The sequence below is a fragment of the Rodentibacter ratti genome, assembly GCF_002000485.1.
Lineage (GTDB): Bacteria > Pseudomonadota > Gammaproteobacteria > Enterobacterales > Pasteurellaceae > Rodentibacter > Rodentibacter ratti.
Genome location: NZ_MLAJ01000003.1, coordinates 125,462 through 144,138 on the forward strand (window position 1 = coordinate 125,462; position 18,677 = coordinate 144,138).

The window sequence follows — 18,677 nt, forward strand, 5'->3', positions numbered from 1 at the left end:
GTTTCATTCTACTATAAAGTACCTGATAACCCTAATCCTCAAACCAAAAAATGTGAACTCGATCAATCTATTAATATCAACGCAAAACGCCCATAGAAACAACCGCACTTTCATACCGATATTTTTCGCAGATAAATAAAAATGTGGTAGTATCAAGCTTTCTTTGAGTTTTTATTGTGTTTATTTTTTTAATTTTTGGGAGATCTTTTAATGTTGCGATTGATACAACAGTTTTTCAAACTCGAATCCTCTAGCGGAATTTTATTACTCTTTGCCGCGCTTATAGCCATTTTGTTTGCTAACTCGCCTTTAGGTACGATTTACAATGATTTTTTACATTTACCGGTGAGTGTTCAAATTGGGACTTTCTCCATTGATAAAACCTTACTCCACTGGATTAATGATGGCTTTATGGCAGTATTTTTCGTTTTAGTCGGGTTGGAAGTGAAGCGTGAATTGTTAGAAGGCTCTCTTTCCAGTTATCAACAAGCTATCTTCCCTGCTTTCGCAGCAGTAGGCGGAATGGTCATTCCTGCATTGGTCTATGTTTTTATCGCCCGTCAAGATCCGACTCTTGCGAACGGCTGGGCAATTCCGATGGCAACAGATATTGCTTTTGCCCTTGGTGTGATGGCACTTTTAAGCAAACAGGTCCCCTTGCCGTTAAAAGTCTTTTTGCTGGCACTTGCTATCATTGATGACTTAGGTGCCATTATCGTTATTGCCTTATTTTTCTCTCATGGATTAAGTATTCAAGCACTTATTTTCGCTACAATCGCGATAATTCTACTCATTGCCTTAAATCGCTTTAAAGTCACCGCACTTTGTGCCTATATGGTAGTGGGCCTAATTTTGTGGGCATCCGTATTAAAGTCCGGCGTACATGCCACATTAGCCGGCGTAATTATCGGTTTCTGTATTCCACTGAAAGGTGAAAACGGTGAAACACCATTAGAAGATTTTGAGCACTTACTTGCCCCTTGGACATCATTCCTTATTTTACCTTTATTTGCTTTTGCTAATGCAGGGGTAAGTTTTGAAGGGTTAGATTTTTCTATGCTGACATCACCGTTGTTGCTCGCTATTGCTCTAGGATTGATTATCGGCAAACCGGTCGGTGTGTTTGGTTTTAGTTATCTTTCCGTGAAATTAGGTATCGCTAAATTACCGGAAGGCATTAATTTTAAACAAATTTTTGCCGTCGCTATTTTGTGCGGTATCGGGTTTACCATGTCCATGTTCCTCGCAAGCCTTGCTTTTGATGCGAATGCCGGCGAAAGTGTCAATACGCTATCCCGTTTAGGTATTTTGCTCGGCTCGACACTTTCCGCCATTGTGGGATATTTTTTCTTAAAACAATCCACAAAGGCATAATTTTGCATAAAAAAGTGCGGTTAATTTTGACCGCACTTTTTTACAATAAAATCCCACTTTCCGCTTTGGTAAAATTCATCACGAATAAACTTTTATAGGTGCGAACATGATATTCACCGGTTAGCACACGACGTGTGAAGGCATGGTAACTTTCCATATCTGCTGCATGAATGAGCAACATAAAATCATAGTCGCCGGAAATTTCATAACAACTCATCACATCGGATTCTTCACGCATTTTTCGTTCAAATTGCTCTTGATAATAAGAATGCTGATTGTCCATTTCCACCATCACAAAAACAGAGATCGTTTTGCCCACTGCCTTAGGTGATACTACCGCGACCTGTTTGGCGATGACACCTTTTTCCGTCAGAAGCTGAATACGCCGTTGGCAAGTCGCCACTGAACTGTTTACTTTATCTGCAATTTCTTTTAACGGTAACGTTGAATCTTGTTGTAATAAATTCAGTAAATCCCGATCAAGCTTATCTAATTGCATTATTCACCTTAATAAAAAATTTCTATTTCAAACGTTATAAGAAAAAAATTTTCAAGAATCAACATATATTGAAAATTTTTATCACGCAAACTGCCTATAATTTTTAATACTACATTTTTTGAACGGATTTGCTATGAAATTGATAACTCAAGGTGTTTTGCTCTGCTTGTTTTCCCAATGTCTATTTGGTGTGCTTTATTTATTCAGTTTGTGGTTACAGCCTATTAATGGCACGGATATTTTCGCCTGGCGAATGGTAACCATGTTATTTGGACTTGCCTTAATCATTTTTCCTACCGTTGGCCCTCACGCTATTCTTCGCTTAATGAAAGAAAATTTAGGAAACAATCTTTCCCGTTGGACGATATTTTTACTGGGCACCGCCAATGCAGGCAGTCAATTTTGGTTATTTATGTGGGCACCGGTAAATAATGAAGGGGTCAATATTGCAATGGGATACTTCCTATTTCCACTCGTGATGGCAATTCTGGGGCGAATATGGTTAAAAGAACCATTGAGCCAGATCCAAAAATTTGCCCTTTGCCTCGCCGCCTGCGGGGTCGCCCATGAACTTTGGCATACACAAAGTTTTTCTTGGACAAGCCTATGGGTCTGCTTAATGTACCCGCTCTATTATCTCAGCCGCAAAAAAATGCAAATTCCGGCATTACAGGGAATCACTTTGGATATTTGTTTGATTTCAATCCCTTGCTTTATCTATTTGATTTATCAAGGAAATAGTTTTCAGCTTATTGCTAACGAATGGCGTTATTGGTATCTATTACCCGCGCTAGGCATTGTTAGTGCCGTCTCCTTATCTGCGAATTTAAAATCCAGCCAACAAATTCCCATCAGTTTATTTGCGGTACTAAGCTATATTGAACCGGCATTACTTTTTTTAATTGCGCTATTTTGGCTCGGTACAGAGGTTTCCCCTGCCGATTATTTGACTTATATTCCTATTTGGGCAAGTTTGATTTTGCTGGGTATGAACGGCTTGATCAAAAACAGAGATAAAAATAACCGCACTTTATGCAAAAGCAATGAATGAGCCATTCTCTTACGAATAAAGTGCGGTGGATTTTTCTACCGTTTTTCCAAGATTGGTTTTAAGAATCTAGCGGTGTGAGATCCTTCTACGTTCGCCACCTCTTCCGGCGTACCGGTGGCGATAATTTGTCCGCCACCGCTTCCCCCTTCAGGGCCGAGATCCACAATCCAATCAGCAGTTTTGATCACATCTAAATTATGCTCAATCACGACAATGGTATTGCCTTGATCACGTAGGCGGTGAAGTACGGCAAGTAATTGCTTAATATCGGCAAAGTGCAAACCGGTAGTCGGTTCATCCAAAATATAAAGGGTTTTCCCTGTATCCCGTTTGGAGAGCTCAGTTGCCAATTTCACACGCTGGGCTTCCCCACCGGAAAGGGTCGTGGAGGATTGCCCCAAACGAATATATGATAACCCTACATCCATTAAGGTTTGCAATTTACGGGCAATCATTGGAATTGCATCAAAAAATTCACGCGCCTCTTCCACCGTCATATCCAAAACTTGATGGATAGTTTTGCCTTTATAGCGGATTTCTAAGGTTTCACGATTATAACGTTTCCCTTTACATTGATCACAAGGCACATACACATCCGGTAAAAAGTGCATTTCCACTTTGATCACGCCATCGCCTTGACAAGCCTCACAGCGACCGCCACGCACGTTAAAACTAAAACGCCCCGGGTTATAACCACGCGCACGCGCTTCCGGCACGCCGGCAAAGAGTTCACGGATTGGGGTGAATAAACCGGTATAAGTCGCAGGGTTAGAACGTGGCGTTCTTCCGATTGGGCTTTGGTTAATATCGATGACTTTATCAAAATGTTCCAACCCCTCAATAGATTTATAAGGAGCATAATCGGTTTTATCCGCACGGTTTAGCGCATTTTGAGCAAGCGGGAACAGGGTATCGTTAATCAACGTAGATTTGCCCGAACCCGATACGCCGGTGATACAAGTAAACAACCCGACAGGAATATCTAAATTCACATTTTTTAAATTATTCCCCGATGCACCCTTCAGTTTTAACCATTTTTTCTTATCAAGTGCGGTTCGTTTTTTCGGAATTTCAATTTGCTCAACACCGGATAAGAATTTACCGGTAATGGAATCAGTATTCGCCATAATTTCTTGTGCATTGCCCTGCGCAATCACCTGTCCGCCATGTACCCCGGCACCCGGCCCTATATCAATAATATGATCGGCAGCACGAATGGCATCTTCATCGTGTTCGACCACAATCACCGTGTTACCCAGATTGCGTAAATGAATCAACGTATTCAATAAACGTTCATTATCACGCTGATGTAAACCGATAGAAGGTTCGTCCAGTACATACATCACGCCCACTAAGCCCGCCCCAATTTGGCTGGCAAGACGAATCCGTTGCGCCTCTCCCCCGGAAAGGGTTTCGGCAGAACGGGAAAGTGAAAGATAATTAAGCCCTACATTGACCAAGAACTGTAAACGCTCACGGATTTCTTTCAGAATTTTCTCGGCAATTTGCGCTTTTTGCCCCGTTAATGAAAGTGCGGTAAAAAATTCGAGAGTTTCACCAATGTTTTTTTCAGAAATCATCGGCAAATTAGTCGGTCCGATATACACATTCCGTGCCTCCGGACGTAAACGTGAACCACCACAATCGGCACAAGGACGATTGCTGATATTTTTAGCCAATTCTTCACGCACCGACATAGACTCCGTCTCTTTATAGCGGCGTGCCATATTGTTCAAAATGCCTTCAAAAGGATGTTTACGAATAACCACATCACCACGATCATTCATATATTGAAATTCAATTTCTTCCTTACCGGAACCGTGCATAATGATGTGCTGAATTTTTTTCGGCAAACTTTCGTAAGGAACATCCACATCAAAATCATAATGTTTCGCAAGGGAGGTGAGCATTTGATGATAGTAAAAATTACGGCGATCCCAACCTTTCACTGCCCCACCGGAAAGGGAAATACTCGGGTTTTGCACCACACGCGCTTCATCAAAATATTGCTGAACCCCTAAGCCATCACAAGTTGGACAAGCACCTGCCGGGTTGTTAAAAGAAAACAAACGGGGTTCTAATTCCGGCACGGAATAACCACAGTGTGGGCAAGCAAAGTTTGCTGAAAAGACCAGTTCTTCCGCTTTTGGATTATCCATTTCCGCCACAATTGCCGTGCCGCCGGAAAGCTCTAACGCCGTCTCAAAAGATTCCGCTAAACGTGTGGCCAAATCTGACCGCACTTTGAAACGATCCACTACCACTTCAATGGTATGTTTTTTCTGTAATTCGAGTTTTGGCGGATCAGATAGATCACAAATTTCACCATTAATCCTCGCACGAATATAGCCTTGCGCCGCAATATTTTCTAAGATTTTAACGTGCTCCCCTTTGCGATTTTTTACCACCGGCGCAAGCAACATCATTTTTGATTCTTCAGGCAAACTTAACACTTTGTCCACCATCTGACTGATAGTTTGAGCGGTCAGTGGTACATCGTGGTTTGGACAGCGAGGCTCCCCCACTCGGGCAAAAAGAAGACGTAAATAATCGTAAATTTCTGTGATCGTCCCCACCGTTGAACGAGGGTTATGAGAGGTGGATTTTTGTTCGATAGAAATCGCAGGCGACAAGCCTTCAATGGAATCCACATCCGGTTTTTCCATCAAAGAAAGAAATTGACGGGCATAGGCGGAAAGAGATTCTACGTAACGGCGCTGTCCTTCCGCATACAACGTATCAAAGGCTAAAGAGGATTTACCGGAACCGGAAAGACCAGTGATTACAATGAGTTTATCGCGAGGAATCGTTAAATTGATATTTTTAAGATTGTGGGTTCGTGCCCCACGAATGTCGATGTTTTCCATAAATAATGCATTCTGCCAATTATTTTTTCAAAATTGCGAGCATTATCGCATATTTCAATATCTGTGCAAATATCCAGTTAAATCTTATAGACCTTTTGTAAAATTTCAGGCAAAATAACCAAACTTTTTTAATATAAAAATGAGGATTCTTCAATGGCAGGAGTAAATAAAGTTATTATTGTGGGTCATTTGGGTAATGATCCCGAAATTCGTACGATGCCAAATGGTGATGCCGTTGCCAATATTAGTGTCGCAACCAGTGAAAGCTGGAATGATCGTAACACAGGAGAGCGTCGCGAAATCACAGAATGGCACCGTATTGTGTTCTATCGTCGTCAAGCAGAAATTTGTGGCGAATATTTGCGTAGGGGATCTCAGGTTTATGTAGAAGGCCGTCTGCGTACCCGCAAATGGCAAGATCAAAACGGACAAGATCGCTACACCACAGAAATTCAAGGCGATGTCATGCAAATGTTAGGCGGTCGCAACCCGAATGCAGGTGGATATGGTGCACCGGATATGGGACAAAGCAGTCTACAACCATCTTATCAAGCGAACGCTAACAGCAGTTATCAGTCATCCCGTCCAGCTCAACAAGCAAAACCACAAGCCGAACCACCAATGGACGGGTTTGATGATGATATTCCATTCTGAGTTACGTATAACTAATTTTTGTAAAAATAAATTATAAAAAACTAAGAGAAGCCAATTAAGATTAGGCTTCTCTTTTTTATAATTCTTTTATCATTTTATCTACGATACCGAAAAAGGGGAGTAAAATGATGTCTGAGAATTTCAAGTAATATATCTTACATAGATAAATTTAGGAGCTGACGTAGATTAGCTAGTATGTTAGTCTACATCAGTCCCCAATCTATTATTCCCCCAACAAGAACTCCCCAATATGCTGATGCACAATTCCATCAATATTATCCTGCCAAAAATCGTCCATGGTTATTACATATTTCGGGTAATTATCTGCAATGGCCTGCAAAGGTGAAAATTCACGCTGAACAGTTTGTTCGCTTTCCAATTTATACGCTACTTGGATATAAATTTTTTCATTCTGTTTTTGAGCGACAAAATCAATTTCTTGAGTGCCAAATTTACCAATATATACTTGATAGCCACGGCGTTTGAGTTCTAAATAAACCAAATTTTCTAAAATACCTGAAATAAGACTTATACGAAAACCCATTGTTGAATAGAGTAAGGACACATCCCCCAAATAAAATTTTTCTTGGGTTTTCAAAATCTCTTTGCCTTTAATATCAAAACGCTCGACACGATGTAAAATAAAGGCACTTTCTAAGGCTTTTAAGTAGTTATAAACAGTATTTAAATCCACTTTTCGTTGTTGGCTTTTAAAATAATCCGCTACGTTTTTGCCTGAAAAAGTGTTGCCGATATTATCAAAAGCATATTTAACGATACGTTCGAGTAACTCCACATCACGAATTTTATGGCGTTGCACCGTATCTCGCAAAATCACAGACGCATAAATATCCTGCACGATTTTATAAACAGTTTCCTGCTCATAATCCGCCGTATGCACCATCGGGAAACCGCCCTTACGCAAATATTCTGTAAAAATTGCGGTGGAATTTGCCACAGATTGTTGGCTATAACCTGCCTTAAAATCCAAAAATTCTTGATACGATAACGTAAAAATCGGGATTTCCACATAACGTCCAGCAAGATAGGTCGCCAGTTCAGAGGATAATAAATGTGAGTTTGAGCCTGTGATATACAGGTCTAGATTGAAATCCACCATAAACGCATTGACAGCTTTTTCCCAATCCGCCACTTCCTGAATTTCATCAAGCAAAAGGTAGTATTTCTCTGTGGTCTGAATTTTCTCTTTCACCAAAGCATAGAGTTTGTCTGCGATTTTAAAATCAGCAAAAGCAAAACTTTCAAAGTTGATATGAATGATTTGTTGACCAGCAATGCCTTGTGCCAATAATTCCGCTTGTAGCAGTTTAATGACCGTTGATTTCCCCGAACGGCGAATACCCGTAATCACTTTGATTAAAGGCATATTGATAAAAGGTTTCAGTTGTTTGAGATAGTTTGGGCGGTTAATCATCTTTAATCATTTTTTGGTTATATTCATAACTTAAAGATGATTATATCATTTTTTATTGGTATAACCATAAAAACTGAAAATATATGCATGTTCTTATGGAAATAACAAAAATATAAAACAGTGGTATTTTAAGAGCAATTTGCAAAATCCTCTCAAAACCCCACCGCACTTTTTCAATAATATTTAAATTTATACAACTCGACATTCGGACAGTCTTTCGGCAATCCATACTTAATCAATGCCAGCCGTAGGATACCAAAATGCAAGCCACTTTACCTTCACCAAAAATTTGAGCAAATTTGGTTTAGTTAATGGTATTCATAAAGATCAGTATTTTATACGATACATTAAATTGCCTACATCTCATCATATCCAATCATACCAAACGCATTTTTATTCTGTAATTTCATATCTGCTGGAATCTCTTTCGGCACTTCTGCTTCTAAATATTGGTTAAATATATCTGCAATAAATTTTGCATAAACAATGGATTTAGTGTCAAATACAAATAATTTTGTATAAATGCGCAATGTACAACTATTCTCTGTTTTAACAAACCGAGCAATATTTTTTGAAGCTATATTAAAATAGCGATTTTTATCAGTTTTTAACTGGTATTGTGCTTCTGCAGCTGATGAAAATGCCTGGTACATTTTTTCAAATTGTTCAATATTTTTAATTGTAATATTATCATTATCGTAACTGTCATCCCCTTTTTCAGGGGAATAACAGAAATGGAACTGTGTGGGACGTTCTGAGGTAGCAACACTACCTAAAATCGGGAAAACCCAACTTTCTTTACGATTAGCTAGCTGATTTAAATCTTCCAAAAATAATGAAAAATTCGGGCATTCATCTTCATTATTAACCAAATAATAGCTAATTGGATTATCGGGGCTAGTTTCCACTTCTTTTGCGATAAAATTAAATCCACCAATTTTGGCAATATGGTAAGCAAACCAACTAGTTACAGGCTCCATAAACCCTGATGTGCTAACAATGGTAATTTTGGAGCCCCGATCAATACAACAGCCATAAGGACGATTTTTTCTATAATTTACTACAACAATTTTATCACTTGGATTTTCAGAAGGGCTAATCGCATTAGCCAAATTAAATAGATGAAAACAATCTGATTTTCCTACTGTTTTAATAATCTCCGTTTCAGAAATATATTTACGAGTTAAAATTGTACTTAATGGTTGATAACGTGGTAAATAATAAAGTTTCGTATATTGTCTATCATAGTTAAAACGGAAAGATTGCAAAATTCGAGATTTGAACTCTGTTATTTCTGCCTCCTCTTTATCCTCTTGCATGATTTCTGAAAAAGCACTAGCAATCAAACCTGCTGGTACAGCAAAAATTGCAAGAGTTAAAATACCAATAATACTGGCGATGAGGCGACCTATTGTTGTGATTGGAGGTGTGTCAGCAAAACCGCCAGGATCACCAATATATTGCAGAAACGCCCATACTACCGAAGTCCAGCCGTTGTTATATACCTCAGGCTGAGCTTGGTGCTCAACAAAATATAGAATAAAAGATAGAATTAGAGTAATAATTACTAAAAACCCCTAAAGAAACACGCATTTCATCTTGTTTTGCCTTAAAAGCTCGGCTAAGAATTTGAATTGACTTTAAATATCGGAAAATTCGACATAAACGAAACACTCGTAAAATTTGTACTGTTGTTGCTGAGATAGGAAAAATAAAAGTAAGAAAAAAAGTATAGGTTGATAGAATATCTATCAAACCATAAAAAGAAAAACAGTATTTTATTCTTCCAATTAACCCCTGATATTTTTTATCAATTAAATCAATACACCAAATGTGTAATGAAACTTCAATAGTAAAAATAGCAAGAGTAATATAATCAATAATATTCAGCCAAAGGCTGTATCGTTGACGAATACTTTCATATGTAGAAAGAAATATACTAAATGTGGATAAAGCAATAAAAAATAAAATGATATAATTAATTCTGTTATGCCATTCTTTACCCTCTAAACTATCATTAAAAATATGAGCCAAACGTAATTTTAATGTTTTTTTGATAACTCCATTTAAGTATCCTTCTCAGTTTCTGATAAGCGCTTACGACGATTTCTTTCTTTTTGAAAACCATACATATCAATAATCTTAGCTTTTGTATAATGCCAATTGGTTGAATTATGATTACTATCCTTGACAAAACGCTCTTTTTGCAGCTCATCGATAACTTGTTTATTTTCCAGATAAAAATCATAAATTTTAATAATATTTTTTTGGGTTACTTTAGAATTAGAGAATTCAAAAGTTTTACAAAAGAATGAATCAAATGCCGGTAATATACCAAACACTCCTAATATAATTTTAGTAATCAATGTTTTAGTTGGTTTATTCTCTCCATCAGAAATTTTATCAAAAATAACCTGATAAATTTTAAGAATTATTTCTACTTTCTCAGGGGTTCTATAATCCTCAACATCAATTTCCCAAACCGTCTTATCTTGACAATAAACCCATTCAACTAGCTCTTTAAAATAGAGAGGATTTTTAGTTTTTAATAAATAACTAGATCCTCGCAACATTCCCCAGCTACCTAAATAACTCCATAAAACAAAACGGCTTTGTTCAATATTTATTTCATTTTTTAGTTTTAAGTTTCTAAAGTGAGAATAGCAAAGATCGAAGCTATAATACCGATGATAGGGCTGACTTGCTTCATCACAAAAACTAAAAAAAACATTTTTTATTTCATCAGGTTTCATCTGCATAAATATCCTTTAATTAATAATCTCACAATTAGGCAACTGCCCATCTAATTTCAAAACAGAGAGATGGTTCAACTTTAGATAATAAAATTTTATCTAACAGCTTTAAATAAGATAAATAACTTAAATCATCTTTACTATCAGAGATCAAACAAGTTACCTTTCAAATTTATCATTTTTAAATTAGGTCAGAATGATAGCTTTTAATAATTATTTACTATTTATTACATTCAATATCTTATACTTGATAATTTACATATAGCATATAAAAATTTAATTATTTTAAAACTATTTAATGAAAGCTCTAAATATGTTAAAACTCACTTACCTCTCAATAATATATTCATATAATTTTCATTATTTTTAATAGTTATAACATTACTTCCTTTTAAATAAAATAATGGCAGAATAAATTAAACATCTGCCATTATTTTTCTACCAAAGTTTTAAAATTACTTGACCAAAAGCAACTAAAATGGATTGTCCATTTAAATCATAGGTACTATTATACGATGATCCATATTTAGGTTTTAGAGTATTTCCTGAAACAACCCAAGCATCGTTTGAACTACCAAATTTTGGCTTTAATTCTTTTCCATTGAATGTCCAAGCATCATTTGAGCTACCAAATTTAGGTTTTAATTCACGTCCATCACAAGACCATTTACTTGATAATTCTATTTTAGGCATATACGCTCCTATATTATTTTTTTAGCAGATATTTATAGTTGGTATTAACATAACAACTATAAGTAGTATACCCTTTAGTTAAACTGATGGCAAACTGTAATATTAAATGGGTCTAATATTGTAAAGTTATTTTTTCAAATCAATAAAATCAATACCTTAATTTCATATAGTAGATCAATATCAACTGTATAACTTACTTTATTAATGATCTGTATAGAAGTATATTCTTTAGTTTTTTAACATTAGAAAAATAAAAATTTGTGACTACATCAAAACACTACTCACATGAATTTATATGTGATAATTTAAAGAAAATTCCACTTGATAAATTTGAACAGATTTTAAAGTGAAGTAGAGATCGCATTTAAAAAGATAAGCGGGCATTTTATGAACTTTTTGCAAAACTACTGCCCTTTGCCCAAAAACAGGCGTAATGACTAGAGATACAAAAATGACTTCGCTAGTATGTAATGTAGATTTTATTATCACATTGATAGTGGACCCTACGATTAATCATGCTCACCTATAAAAATTAAAACAACTCTTTATAGTCCGCTTTATTCAAGCCATATTTTTTCATTCGTAAATACAATTTCTTACGAGGAATTTGTAGATAATTTGCGGCTTCATTGATTCTCCCTTGAAAACGATCCAGCACTTCTATAATGATCTGCTTTTCATATTCATCAATAAGATTATCAAGCGATAGCTCACTTTGTTCCTGCATCAACGAGAAACGATCATTTTGAACGGTAACGCCAACAGCATAAAGTTCGGCTGTGTGAATTAATTGGGAGATATTGCCAAGCCACTTTTGCGAAATCAGCTGTTTAATAAAATTCTCACTCACCAGTGGTTTCTTCTTATTTAATTTTTTACAAGTTTGGGCTAAATAATGGCGAAAAATCGGCTCAATATCAGAAGTTCGGCGAGAAAGTGGCAAACATTCTATTTGCGTTAAATTAAACGCATAAAAAAGCTCCGGTAAGAGGTTAAACTCTGTCAATAGTTGATACGGAGAATATTGGCTAATACCAATAAAACGAAAATGCTGTTGCTGAATGGATAATGCCAGTCTTTTCTGTGCCGCTTGTGAGAGATATTCAATATTTTTAAGTTGCAATAACCCCTGTTGGGCTCGATCAAGGTGGGGCTGTAATTCTTCGATATCACAGGGGGCAAGTAATTCTAGGCTATGTTGAGGCGAAAAACGATCAGCAGAAAAGCAGGCAAGATGTTGGGCCGCTAAGCTTCGCCCAGTTCCAATTTCTCCAAAAATAAAAATCGGTAATGATGTTTCTCCAAGTTGTTGTAAACGTTGGCGAAATTGTTTCATCCAATGACTCTGCCCGATAAAATGGGTTTCTAATGTTTCTTGCTGTGCATTTTTAATTGCCAGTTGCTGTTGTCTTTGGTCTAGAGCCTGCTCAAGCTGTATCAACAATTTTTCCGGTTTGATAGGTTTTTCAATAAAATAAAATGCCCCTTTTTGCATTGCTTCAATCGCCATTGGCACATCACCATGTCCGGTGATTAGAATCACAGGCAGATGTTTATCCCTTTGATGTAAACGGCTCAAAAGTTCCCAACCGGATAGTTGAGGCATATAAATATCGCTCACAACTACGCCTTTCCAATTTTCAGGTATGATCTCTAATGCGTCTAACGGATTATTAATCGCTTTAATTCGGTATCCCTCTGCATTTAATAGTGATTGGTAAGCATTTAATACATCATTATCGTCATCAATCAGTAACACCGTTTCTCGATCTAACATATTTCCTCACTATGTAAAAACTCTAAAATAACAACCGCACTTTTAGAAAGACTAGAGGCAATCGCCAATTTTCCCCCAAATTGCTGCATAATGCGCTGGCAAATCGTTAAACCTAATCCTAATCCGATACTTTTAGTCGTAAAAAAAGGTTGTAATAATTTATCGGCGTGATCCGTTTGCCAACCACTACCATTGTCTTCAATAAAAACACAAGTTTTGTTTTGATAACGGACTACATCAACTTGAATAATCGGTATGGCTTGACCCGCCTCCAGTGCATTTGAAAGGATATTAACGAAAACCTGTTCCAACAAAATTGGATTTACAAGCAAGCAAACATCCCCTTTAATCTGCAGCTCAGCATTTAGAGGTTTATGACGAAGCTCCAATAAATTCCATGCCTCCGTCAAACTTTGTTTAAGAGAAACCACTTGATAAGGTGTAGATGAAATTTCATTTTTAGCAAATTGACGTAATGCTTTAATAATATTAGCAATTCTCTCCGTTAATTTTTCCACCTTTTCAATAGTAAGATAACTTTGCTTATCTTTTTGCTGTTCAAGGTGTTTTTTCAGCGTAAAAAGATAAATTGATATTGCATTCAAGGGTTGATTAATTTCGTGGGCAAGTGTCGTCATTGTTTGCCCGACAATTGCCATTTTGGCAGCTTGAATCAATTCATTTTGCGTTTCCTGTAAATCTTTTTGAATTTTTTCTCGCTCCTGCAAAATTTGAATATGATTATTTAATAATAAACCAATTTCTGTCAGCTCATCTTTACCACTAATATTGAGAGGTTGATTTGTTCTACCTAGATTAAGGTTTTCAATAGCATAAATAAGTTGTGAAAAACGGTAGCTTAAATGACGCTTTACATAATATTGGTTGAATAAAGCAATCAGAATAAGGAAAATAACCAATGAAGAAATAATGATTACGCCACTTATTTTTGTTTGCTGTTTTAAATTTTCATTTAGTCGGGTAAAACTTTCTTTCGTTTTATTTAATTCTTGCTTTATTATTTGTTGCGTTTTGCTAACAATCTCATTTTTTTGATACTGAATATTTTTTAATTCAATTTGATAATGAATGATATCTTGAATCAGATTATCTAACTCATGATGAGATTCAATCATTTGATATAGATCGTTAAACATCTGTTGCAATGGCACAATACTTGGATTTTTGATCGTATAGGAGGAATGTTGGGCTAATGTAGTAATTACCTGCTTTAAATAGGCATAGTCTTGCAAAAGTGTGCTTTGATTAGGTTGTAAATCATATAAAAATTGCACTAATTCGCTTCTGATCTGCTCTTTTTTATCCTCTAATTGATATAAATAAAGTAATTCATTCTCTGATTTAGTTTTATTTTTCTCATTATAAAAAGAGGAATTTCTCAGAAAAGAATTATTCTGCCAGTTTAGTTCTTGAATTTGTGAAATGATTTCATTGTTAAAATCATCATTTAACCATTGAATTTTAGTTAATAAAGTTTGTTTTTTCTGTAAAATCAAAAAATTATCAGATAAATTATTATTAATTTGATCAGTTAATTGATTTAAATCATTCAAGTATTTTGTAATTATTAATTTTTCTTTCTGATTGAATAATAAAGAAGATAAATTTTCAGCCTCATTGAGTTGAGTTTTAAGATTTTTAAAACCAGCCTGTCGGTTTAAATTATTTTGAGAATAATAGAATCGTTCTAAATCATTAAAGAATACATTAAACTTATCCTCCAATTTTAGCGCTGCATTTGTCTTTGGAAAATAATCTTCAATAATATAATTAACCTGACGATATTGAATATACCAAGCAGATAGACTTACAAGCCCAATAAGTAATGTTAATATTAATCCAATTATTGAGGCTCTCTTCAAATGTTGGGGGATTTTTCCCTGTTTCATTTAATGTCCTCTAATTGCACAAGTATTGAATTCATCTGTTGTTGGAAAAAATCCGTCCATAGTTTCTCTTGCTCTAATAAAAAATATCGATCATTTTTGATTTTCTTTAAATAATTAGGATCTATCGCTTGTTGCTCACTGACTGGAACTAGGGTTAGTTGATGGCGAAGTGCTGTCAATTTTCGTTCTGTTTTTTGCTCTTGTTGATAAATTAACGTCCAAACATCTTTCAATTGATTGAGACGAAATGTGACGGCATTATCAAATAATTTTTCGACTAAATACTGCCTTAATAACAAAATATCGTAATCTATCGGTTCCTGTGCCAATAATTTTTTCTGTTGTTCGTATTGGCGGCTATTTGGCTCTAAAGGTTTAAGTGGAAATTTTGCCATATTTGGCGAAGTCACAACTTCTTGTCCTTCCGGACTTAACAAAAATTTAATAAATTCAAGTGCCGGCTTCGAGGCTTGGTTATTTTTATGTACGGCAATAAACGCCGGTGAAGCAATAGAATGAGGAAAATAGACAAAACCAAAATCCTGATTATTGAGGTTATTCGCATAGCTATCAATACTAATACCTGCTGTTGCTAAACCGAGTTTAATTTTTTCTGCGACATTAAAGCTACGAGAAGAAATCAAGGATAAATTACCCGATAGCGTTAAAATTTCTTGCCATCCAGCAACCCAGCCTTTTTGTTGTAAAAGCATTTCCAGCATGATGTGATTACTGCCGGATCGAGAAGGTGAACTAATCAGTAAACTATTAAAATAAGCCGGATCAGTCAGGCTATTCCAATCGCGCGGCTCCGCTAAATGACGTTGTTTAAGTAAGTTTCGGTTAAATAAAATACCATAGCCAGAAAAAGCCACTGCCGTCGTTGTTGATTTGAGTTGTGAAGGCACGAGTGCATTTTGATAAGTTTTCGGTAACTCCAACAATAATCCCTTTTCCTGTAAATATTGAAATAAAAAAGGGGAAGAACTCAATACTAAATCGACTTTCTCTATATTTGGTTGAACTAATAAACGCTTAAGCGAACTTGATGTTCGATTAATCAAGCGGACTTTTTGGTTAGGAAAATTGTTTTGCCATTGTTTAACCATATGTTCGGTTGTTTCCGGCGAAAAGGTGGTAGCAATAACAATTTCGTTGGCTAATAACAGCGGACTAATCGAATACAACAGAATAAAGAGTAAAAATTTCATCACATAATCCTTCTCTATTTTGTGATCTAAATCACAAATTTCAAATTTTCTTTTTTCTGATTATTTTCATTATGGCTTGAAATTAACTCAATTTCGATAGTCGAAAAACCACTTTCTTCAACCCAACAATTTATGGGTCATTTTTGACACCCAAATGTTAAAAAATCGGTCATTTTTGTGCATTTTTAGCTGATTTTACCCGTCATTTTAATCGGGTTAACATACAAAATAATTACTACAAAGTAAGAAACATTCTTTTTTCATCATTCAAATAAGAGGAATTTCTATGCTTTCATTTTTAGCATCTAAACCGGGTAAACCCATTCCCGATAGTGAAATCAGAGAACGTTACAACCGTTTGAGATGGCATGCATTGTTTGGAATTTTTATCGGCTATGCGGCCTACTATATTTTACGCAATAATTTTTTGCTTTCTTCGCCTGAACTTATCAGCGAATTTGGTTTTACCAAAAAAGATATTGGTTTCATTTCCGGAACCATGTTGATTGTATATGGTTTAAGTAAAGGATTTATGTCCGCCTTTGCCGATAAATCCAACCCAAAACATTTTATGATTTTCGGCTTAATGATGTCCGCCGTCGTAAACTTAATGATGGGATTTAGTGCATCATTTTGGGTATTCTTATTTTTATGTATTTTGAATGGTATCTTTCAAGGAATGGGGGCGGGTCCAGCTTATGTTGTATTAGCCAGCTGGTTTCCTCGAAAATCCCGTGGTGTCACAACAGCGGCATTTAATATTTCTCATAATGTTGGGGGCGGCTTAGTTGCACCAATTGCAGGAGCAAGTATCGCGTGGCTCGGGCAAGAACACTGGCAAGCGGCACATTTTATCGTACCAACCGCCATTGCTACTGTGGTGGCAATTATTTTCTATATTTTCGGCACAGGCAGAACTTATAACGAAGGTTTACCTCCAACCAGCAAAATTCTTGGCACAGAACAAGAAGAACTGGTTGTCACCAAAGAAGAAAATGTCAACTTAACCACTTGGGAAATTTTTAGAGACTATATCGTTAAAGATATTAACGTTTGGTTTGTTTCTTTTATTGATGTATTCACCTATATGATTCGTTTCGGAGTATTAACTTGGCTGCCTCTATACTTACTGGAAACTAAAGGCTTTTCTAAAGGACAAATGGCGACTGCCTTTGCTATCTTTGAATGGGCAGCAATCCCCTCTACCTTGCTAGCAGGTTGGTTGACTGATACTTACTTTAAAGGTCGCCGTATGCCATTGGCAATTATAACGCTGGTTGGGGTGGGTATAGCGATGTTTGCTTACTGGGGAGGGCAAGATTTGCTCACCGTTACCATCGGTGCAGGTGTTATCGGCTGCTTAATTTATGTGCCAATGTTCCTTTCTTCTTTACAAACTATTGAGCTTGTACCTTCATTTGCCGCTGGCTCAGCAACTGGTTTAAGAGGATTACTCAGCTATATTCTCGGAAGTTTCTCCGGTACAGCGCTATTTGGTATTCTCGCTGAACGTTTTGGTTGGAATGCAGGCTTTTATTTACTACTGTTCGCAGTATGTGGTTGTATCTTCTGCTGTTATATGACCCACTTAGGTGTACTGCGTTTAGAAAAACAGCACAGCAAGGATAAATAAAACAAATAGGAATAAATATGCCCCGAGAGATCACTCTCGGGACAATTTGTATTGACGGAATAAGGCTAACTTTCCTTGGATAATGGGTTATTTTAGTTCCGTTGATTATTTAGCTACTTGACTCTCCCCTACCAATAATAGCGTACCAATGACGAAAGACACAAACATCAAAAGTATGATGGATTGTAACGTTATTAGGAGGATAAATTGAATGAGCTATTGAGTGGGATTCAATAATAAATTTTCAGTAAAAAAGTGCGGTCGCTTTTTCTCCTATTTTTGTAAAGCGACTGATTGAAAATTTATATGAGATAAAATTTTCCTGAAATCAACCGCACTTTTTGGTTTACCAGACAGTACCGGGATGAGCAACTCAATATTTTTATAATGATACTCAGCAAAATAATCGCTAAAGCCTGAGGCTAGAGCGATTATTGAAAGAATAATAAAGGAGTTGCACTATTTTTGATGTTTCTGCAACCATTGTTGCATAAATTTAATTTCCCCTTCTTGCGCCTGAATAATATTTTTAGCCAGTTGGCGTAATTCAGGATCTTTGCCGTATTTCAGCTCAATTTCTGCCATTTTAACAGCACCTTGATGATGAGGAATCATACCCGTTACAAAGGCAATATCTGCATCTTGGCTTTCCATTCCCTTCATCATATCTTGGTGCATTTCATTCATTCCAGCCATCAGCTCTTGCTGCATAGGGGTAAGCTCTGTGGCGTGATGGTGGTGAGTGGTGTTTGCCATTGCTGTTGCACCAAGTGTTAAAGCAAATAATGCTGTCATTAGTTTTTTCATAAAATCCTCCATT

At 36.3% G+C, this 18,677-nt stretch carries 15 protein-coding genes; 4 read left to right on the forward strand and 11 right to left on the reverse strand.

The annotated features are described in order from the left end of the window. Positions 1-210: 210 nt before the first annotated feature. Positions 211-1,374 (forward strand): Na+/H+ antiporter NhaA, encoded by a 1,164-nt coding sequence (gene nhaA, locus BKG94_RS03685; RefSeq protein WP_077434325.1) that lies wholly within the window; start codon positions 211-213, stop codon positions 1,372-1,374. A 40-nt stretch (positions 1,375-1,414) separates the two neighbouring features. Here nhaA and BKG94_RS03690 read toward each other — a convergent pair whose 3' ends face one another. Then, entirely contained in the window at positions 1,415-1,876 is a 462-nt protein-coding gene (locus tag BKG94_RS03690) for an Lrp/AsnC family transcriptional regulator (RefSeq protein WP_143531033.1), read from the reverse strand. Positions 1,877-2,006: 130 nt separating this feature from the next. Here BKG94_RS03690 and rarD point away from each other — a divergent pair, with 130 nt between their 5' ends. Next, the gene (rarD, locus tag BKG94_RS03695; protein ID WP_077434329.1) at positions 2,007-2,924 is read left to right on the forward strand and encodes an EamA family transporter RarD; all 918 of its coding nucleotides are present in this window, start codon (positions 2,007-2,009) and stop codon (positions 2,922-2,924) included. Positions 2,925-2,959: 35 nt separating this feature from the next. On the opposite strand, the gene uvrA is transcribed toward rarD, so the two are convergent. Next, entirely contained in the window at positions 2,960-5,791 is a 2,832-nt protein-coding gene (gene uvrA / locus BKG94_RS03700) for an excinuclease ABC subunit UvrA (RefSeq protein ID WP_077434331.1), read from the reverse strand. Between the two features lie 153 nt (positions 5,792-5,944). Between uvrA and BKG94_RS03705 the strand changes: the two genes are divergently transcribed. After that, positions 5,945-6,445, forward strand: coding sequence for a single-stranded DNA-binding protein (locus BKG94_RS03705; protein WP_077434333.1), 501 nt, complete (start codon positions 5,945-5,947; stop codon positions 6,443-6,445). Between the two features lie 223 nt (positions 6,446-6,668). Here BKG94_RS03705 and BKG94_RS03710 read toward each other — a convergent pair whose 3' ends face one another. The 8 genes from BKG94_RS03710 to BKG94_RS03745 all read right to left on the reverse strand — a co-directional run bounded on the left by BKG94_RS03710 (position 6,669) and on the right by BKG94_RS03745 (position 16,224). Continuing rightward, entirely contained in the window at positions 6,669-7,880 is a 1,212-nt protein-coding gene (locus BKG94_RS03710; RefSeq protein ID WP_077434335.1) for an ATP-binding protein, read from the reverse strand. A 356-nt stretch (positions 7,881-8,236) separates the two neighbouring features. After that, the gene (locus BKG94_RS03715; protein ID WP_077434337.1) at positions 8,237-9,199 is read right to left on the reverse strand and encodes a hypothetical protein; all 963 of its coding nucleotides are present in this window, start codon (positions 9,197-9,199) and stop codon (positions 8,237-8,239) included. Positions 9,200-9,404: 205 nt separating this feature from the next. Continuing rightward, positions 9,405-9,914: an ion transporter gene (locus BKG94_RS03720; protein ID WP_158074637.1), complete on the reverse strand. Its 510-nt coding sequence runs from the start codon at positions 9,912-9,914 to the stop codon at positions 9,405-9,407. Between the two features lie 32 nt (positions 9,915-9,946). Then, positions 9,947-10,639, reverse strand: coding sequence for a hypothetical protein (locus BKG94_RS03725; protein WP_077434341.1), 693 nt, complete (start codon positions 10,637-10,639; stop codon positions 9,947-9,949). A gap of 432 nt (positions 10,640-11,071) precedes the next feature. Then, positions 11,072-11,326, reverse strand: coding sequence for a hypothetical protein (locus BKG94_RS03730; RefSeq protein ID WP_077434343.1), 255 nt, complete (start codon positions 11,324-11,326; stop codon positions 11,072-11,074). A gap of 532 nt (positions 11,327-11,858) precedes the next feature. After that, the gene (locus BKG94_RS03735) at positions 11,859-13,103 is read right to left on the reverse strand and encodes a sigma-54-dependent transcriptional regulator (protein ID WP_077434345.1); all 1,245 of its coding nucleotides are present in this window, start codon (positions 13,101-13,103) and stop codon (positions 11,859-11,861) included. Further along, positions 13,097-15,013 carry an ATP-binding protein gene (locus BKG94_RS03740; RefSeq protein WP_077434347.1) on the reverse strand — a complete coding sequence of 639 codons (1,917 nt, stop codon included), beginning with the start codon at positions 15,011-15,013 and terminating at the stop codon, positions 13,097-13,099. Before BKG94_RS03740 ends, BKG94_RS03735 begins: the two co-directional genes overlap by 7 nt. Further along, entirely contained in the window at positions 15,010-16,224 is a 1,215-nt protein-coding gene (locus BKG94_RS03745) for an ABC transporter substrate-binding protein (RefSeq protein ID WP_077434349.1), read from the reverse strand. The genes BKG94_RS03740 and BKG94_RS03745 overlap by 4 nt, the downstream gene beginning before the upstream one ends. Positions 16,225-16,510: 286 nt before the next feature. Here BKG94_RS03745 and BKG94_RS03750 point away from each other — a divergent pair, with 286 nt between their 5' ends. Further along, positions 16,511-17,857: an MFS transporter gene (locus BKG94_RS03750; RefSeq protein ID WP_077434351.1), complete on the forward strand. Its 1,347-nt coding sequence runs from the start codon at positions 16,511-16,513 to the stop codon at positions 17,855-17,857. 459 nt (positions 17,858-18,316) lie between these two features. On the opposite strand, the gene copM is transcribed toward BKG94_RS03750, so the two are convergent. Beyond that, entirely contained in the window at positions 18,317-18,664 is a 348-nt protein-coding gene (gene copM / locus BKG94_RS03755; RefSeq protein ID WP_077434353.1) for a CopM family metallochaperone, read from the reverse strand. Positions 18,665-18,677 lie beyond the last annotated feature (13 nt).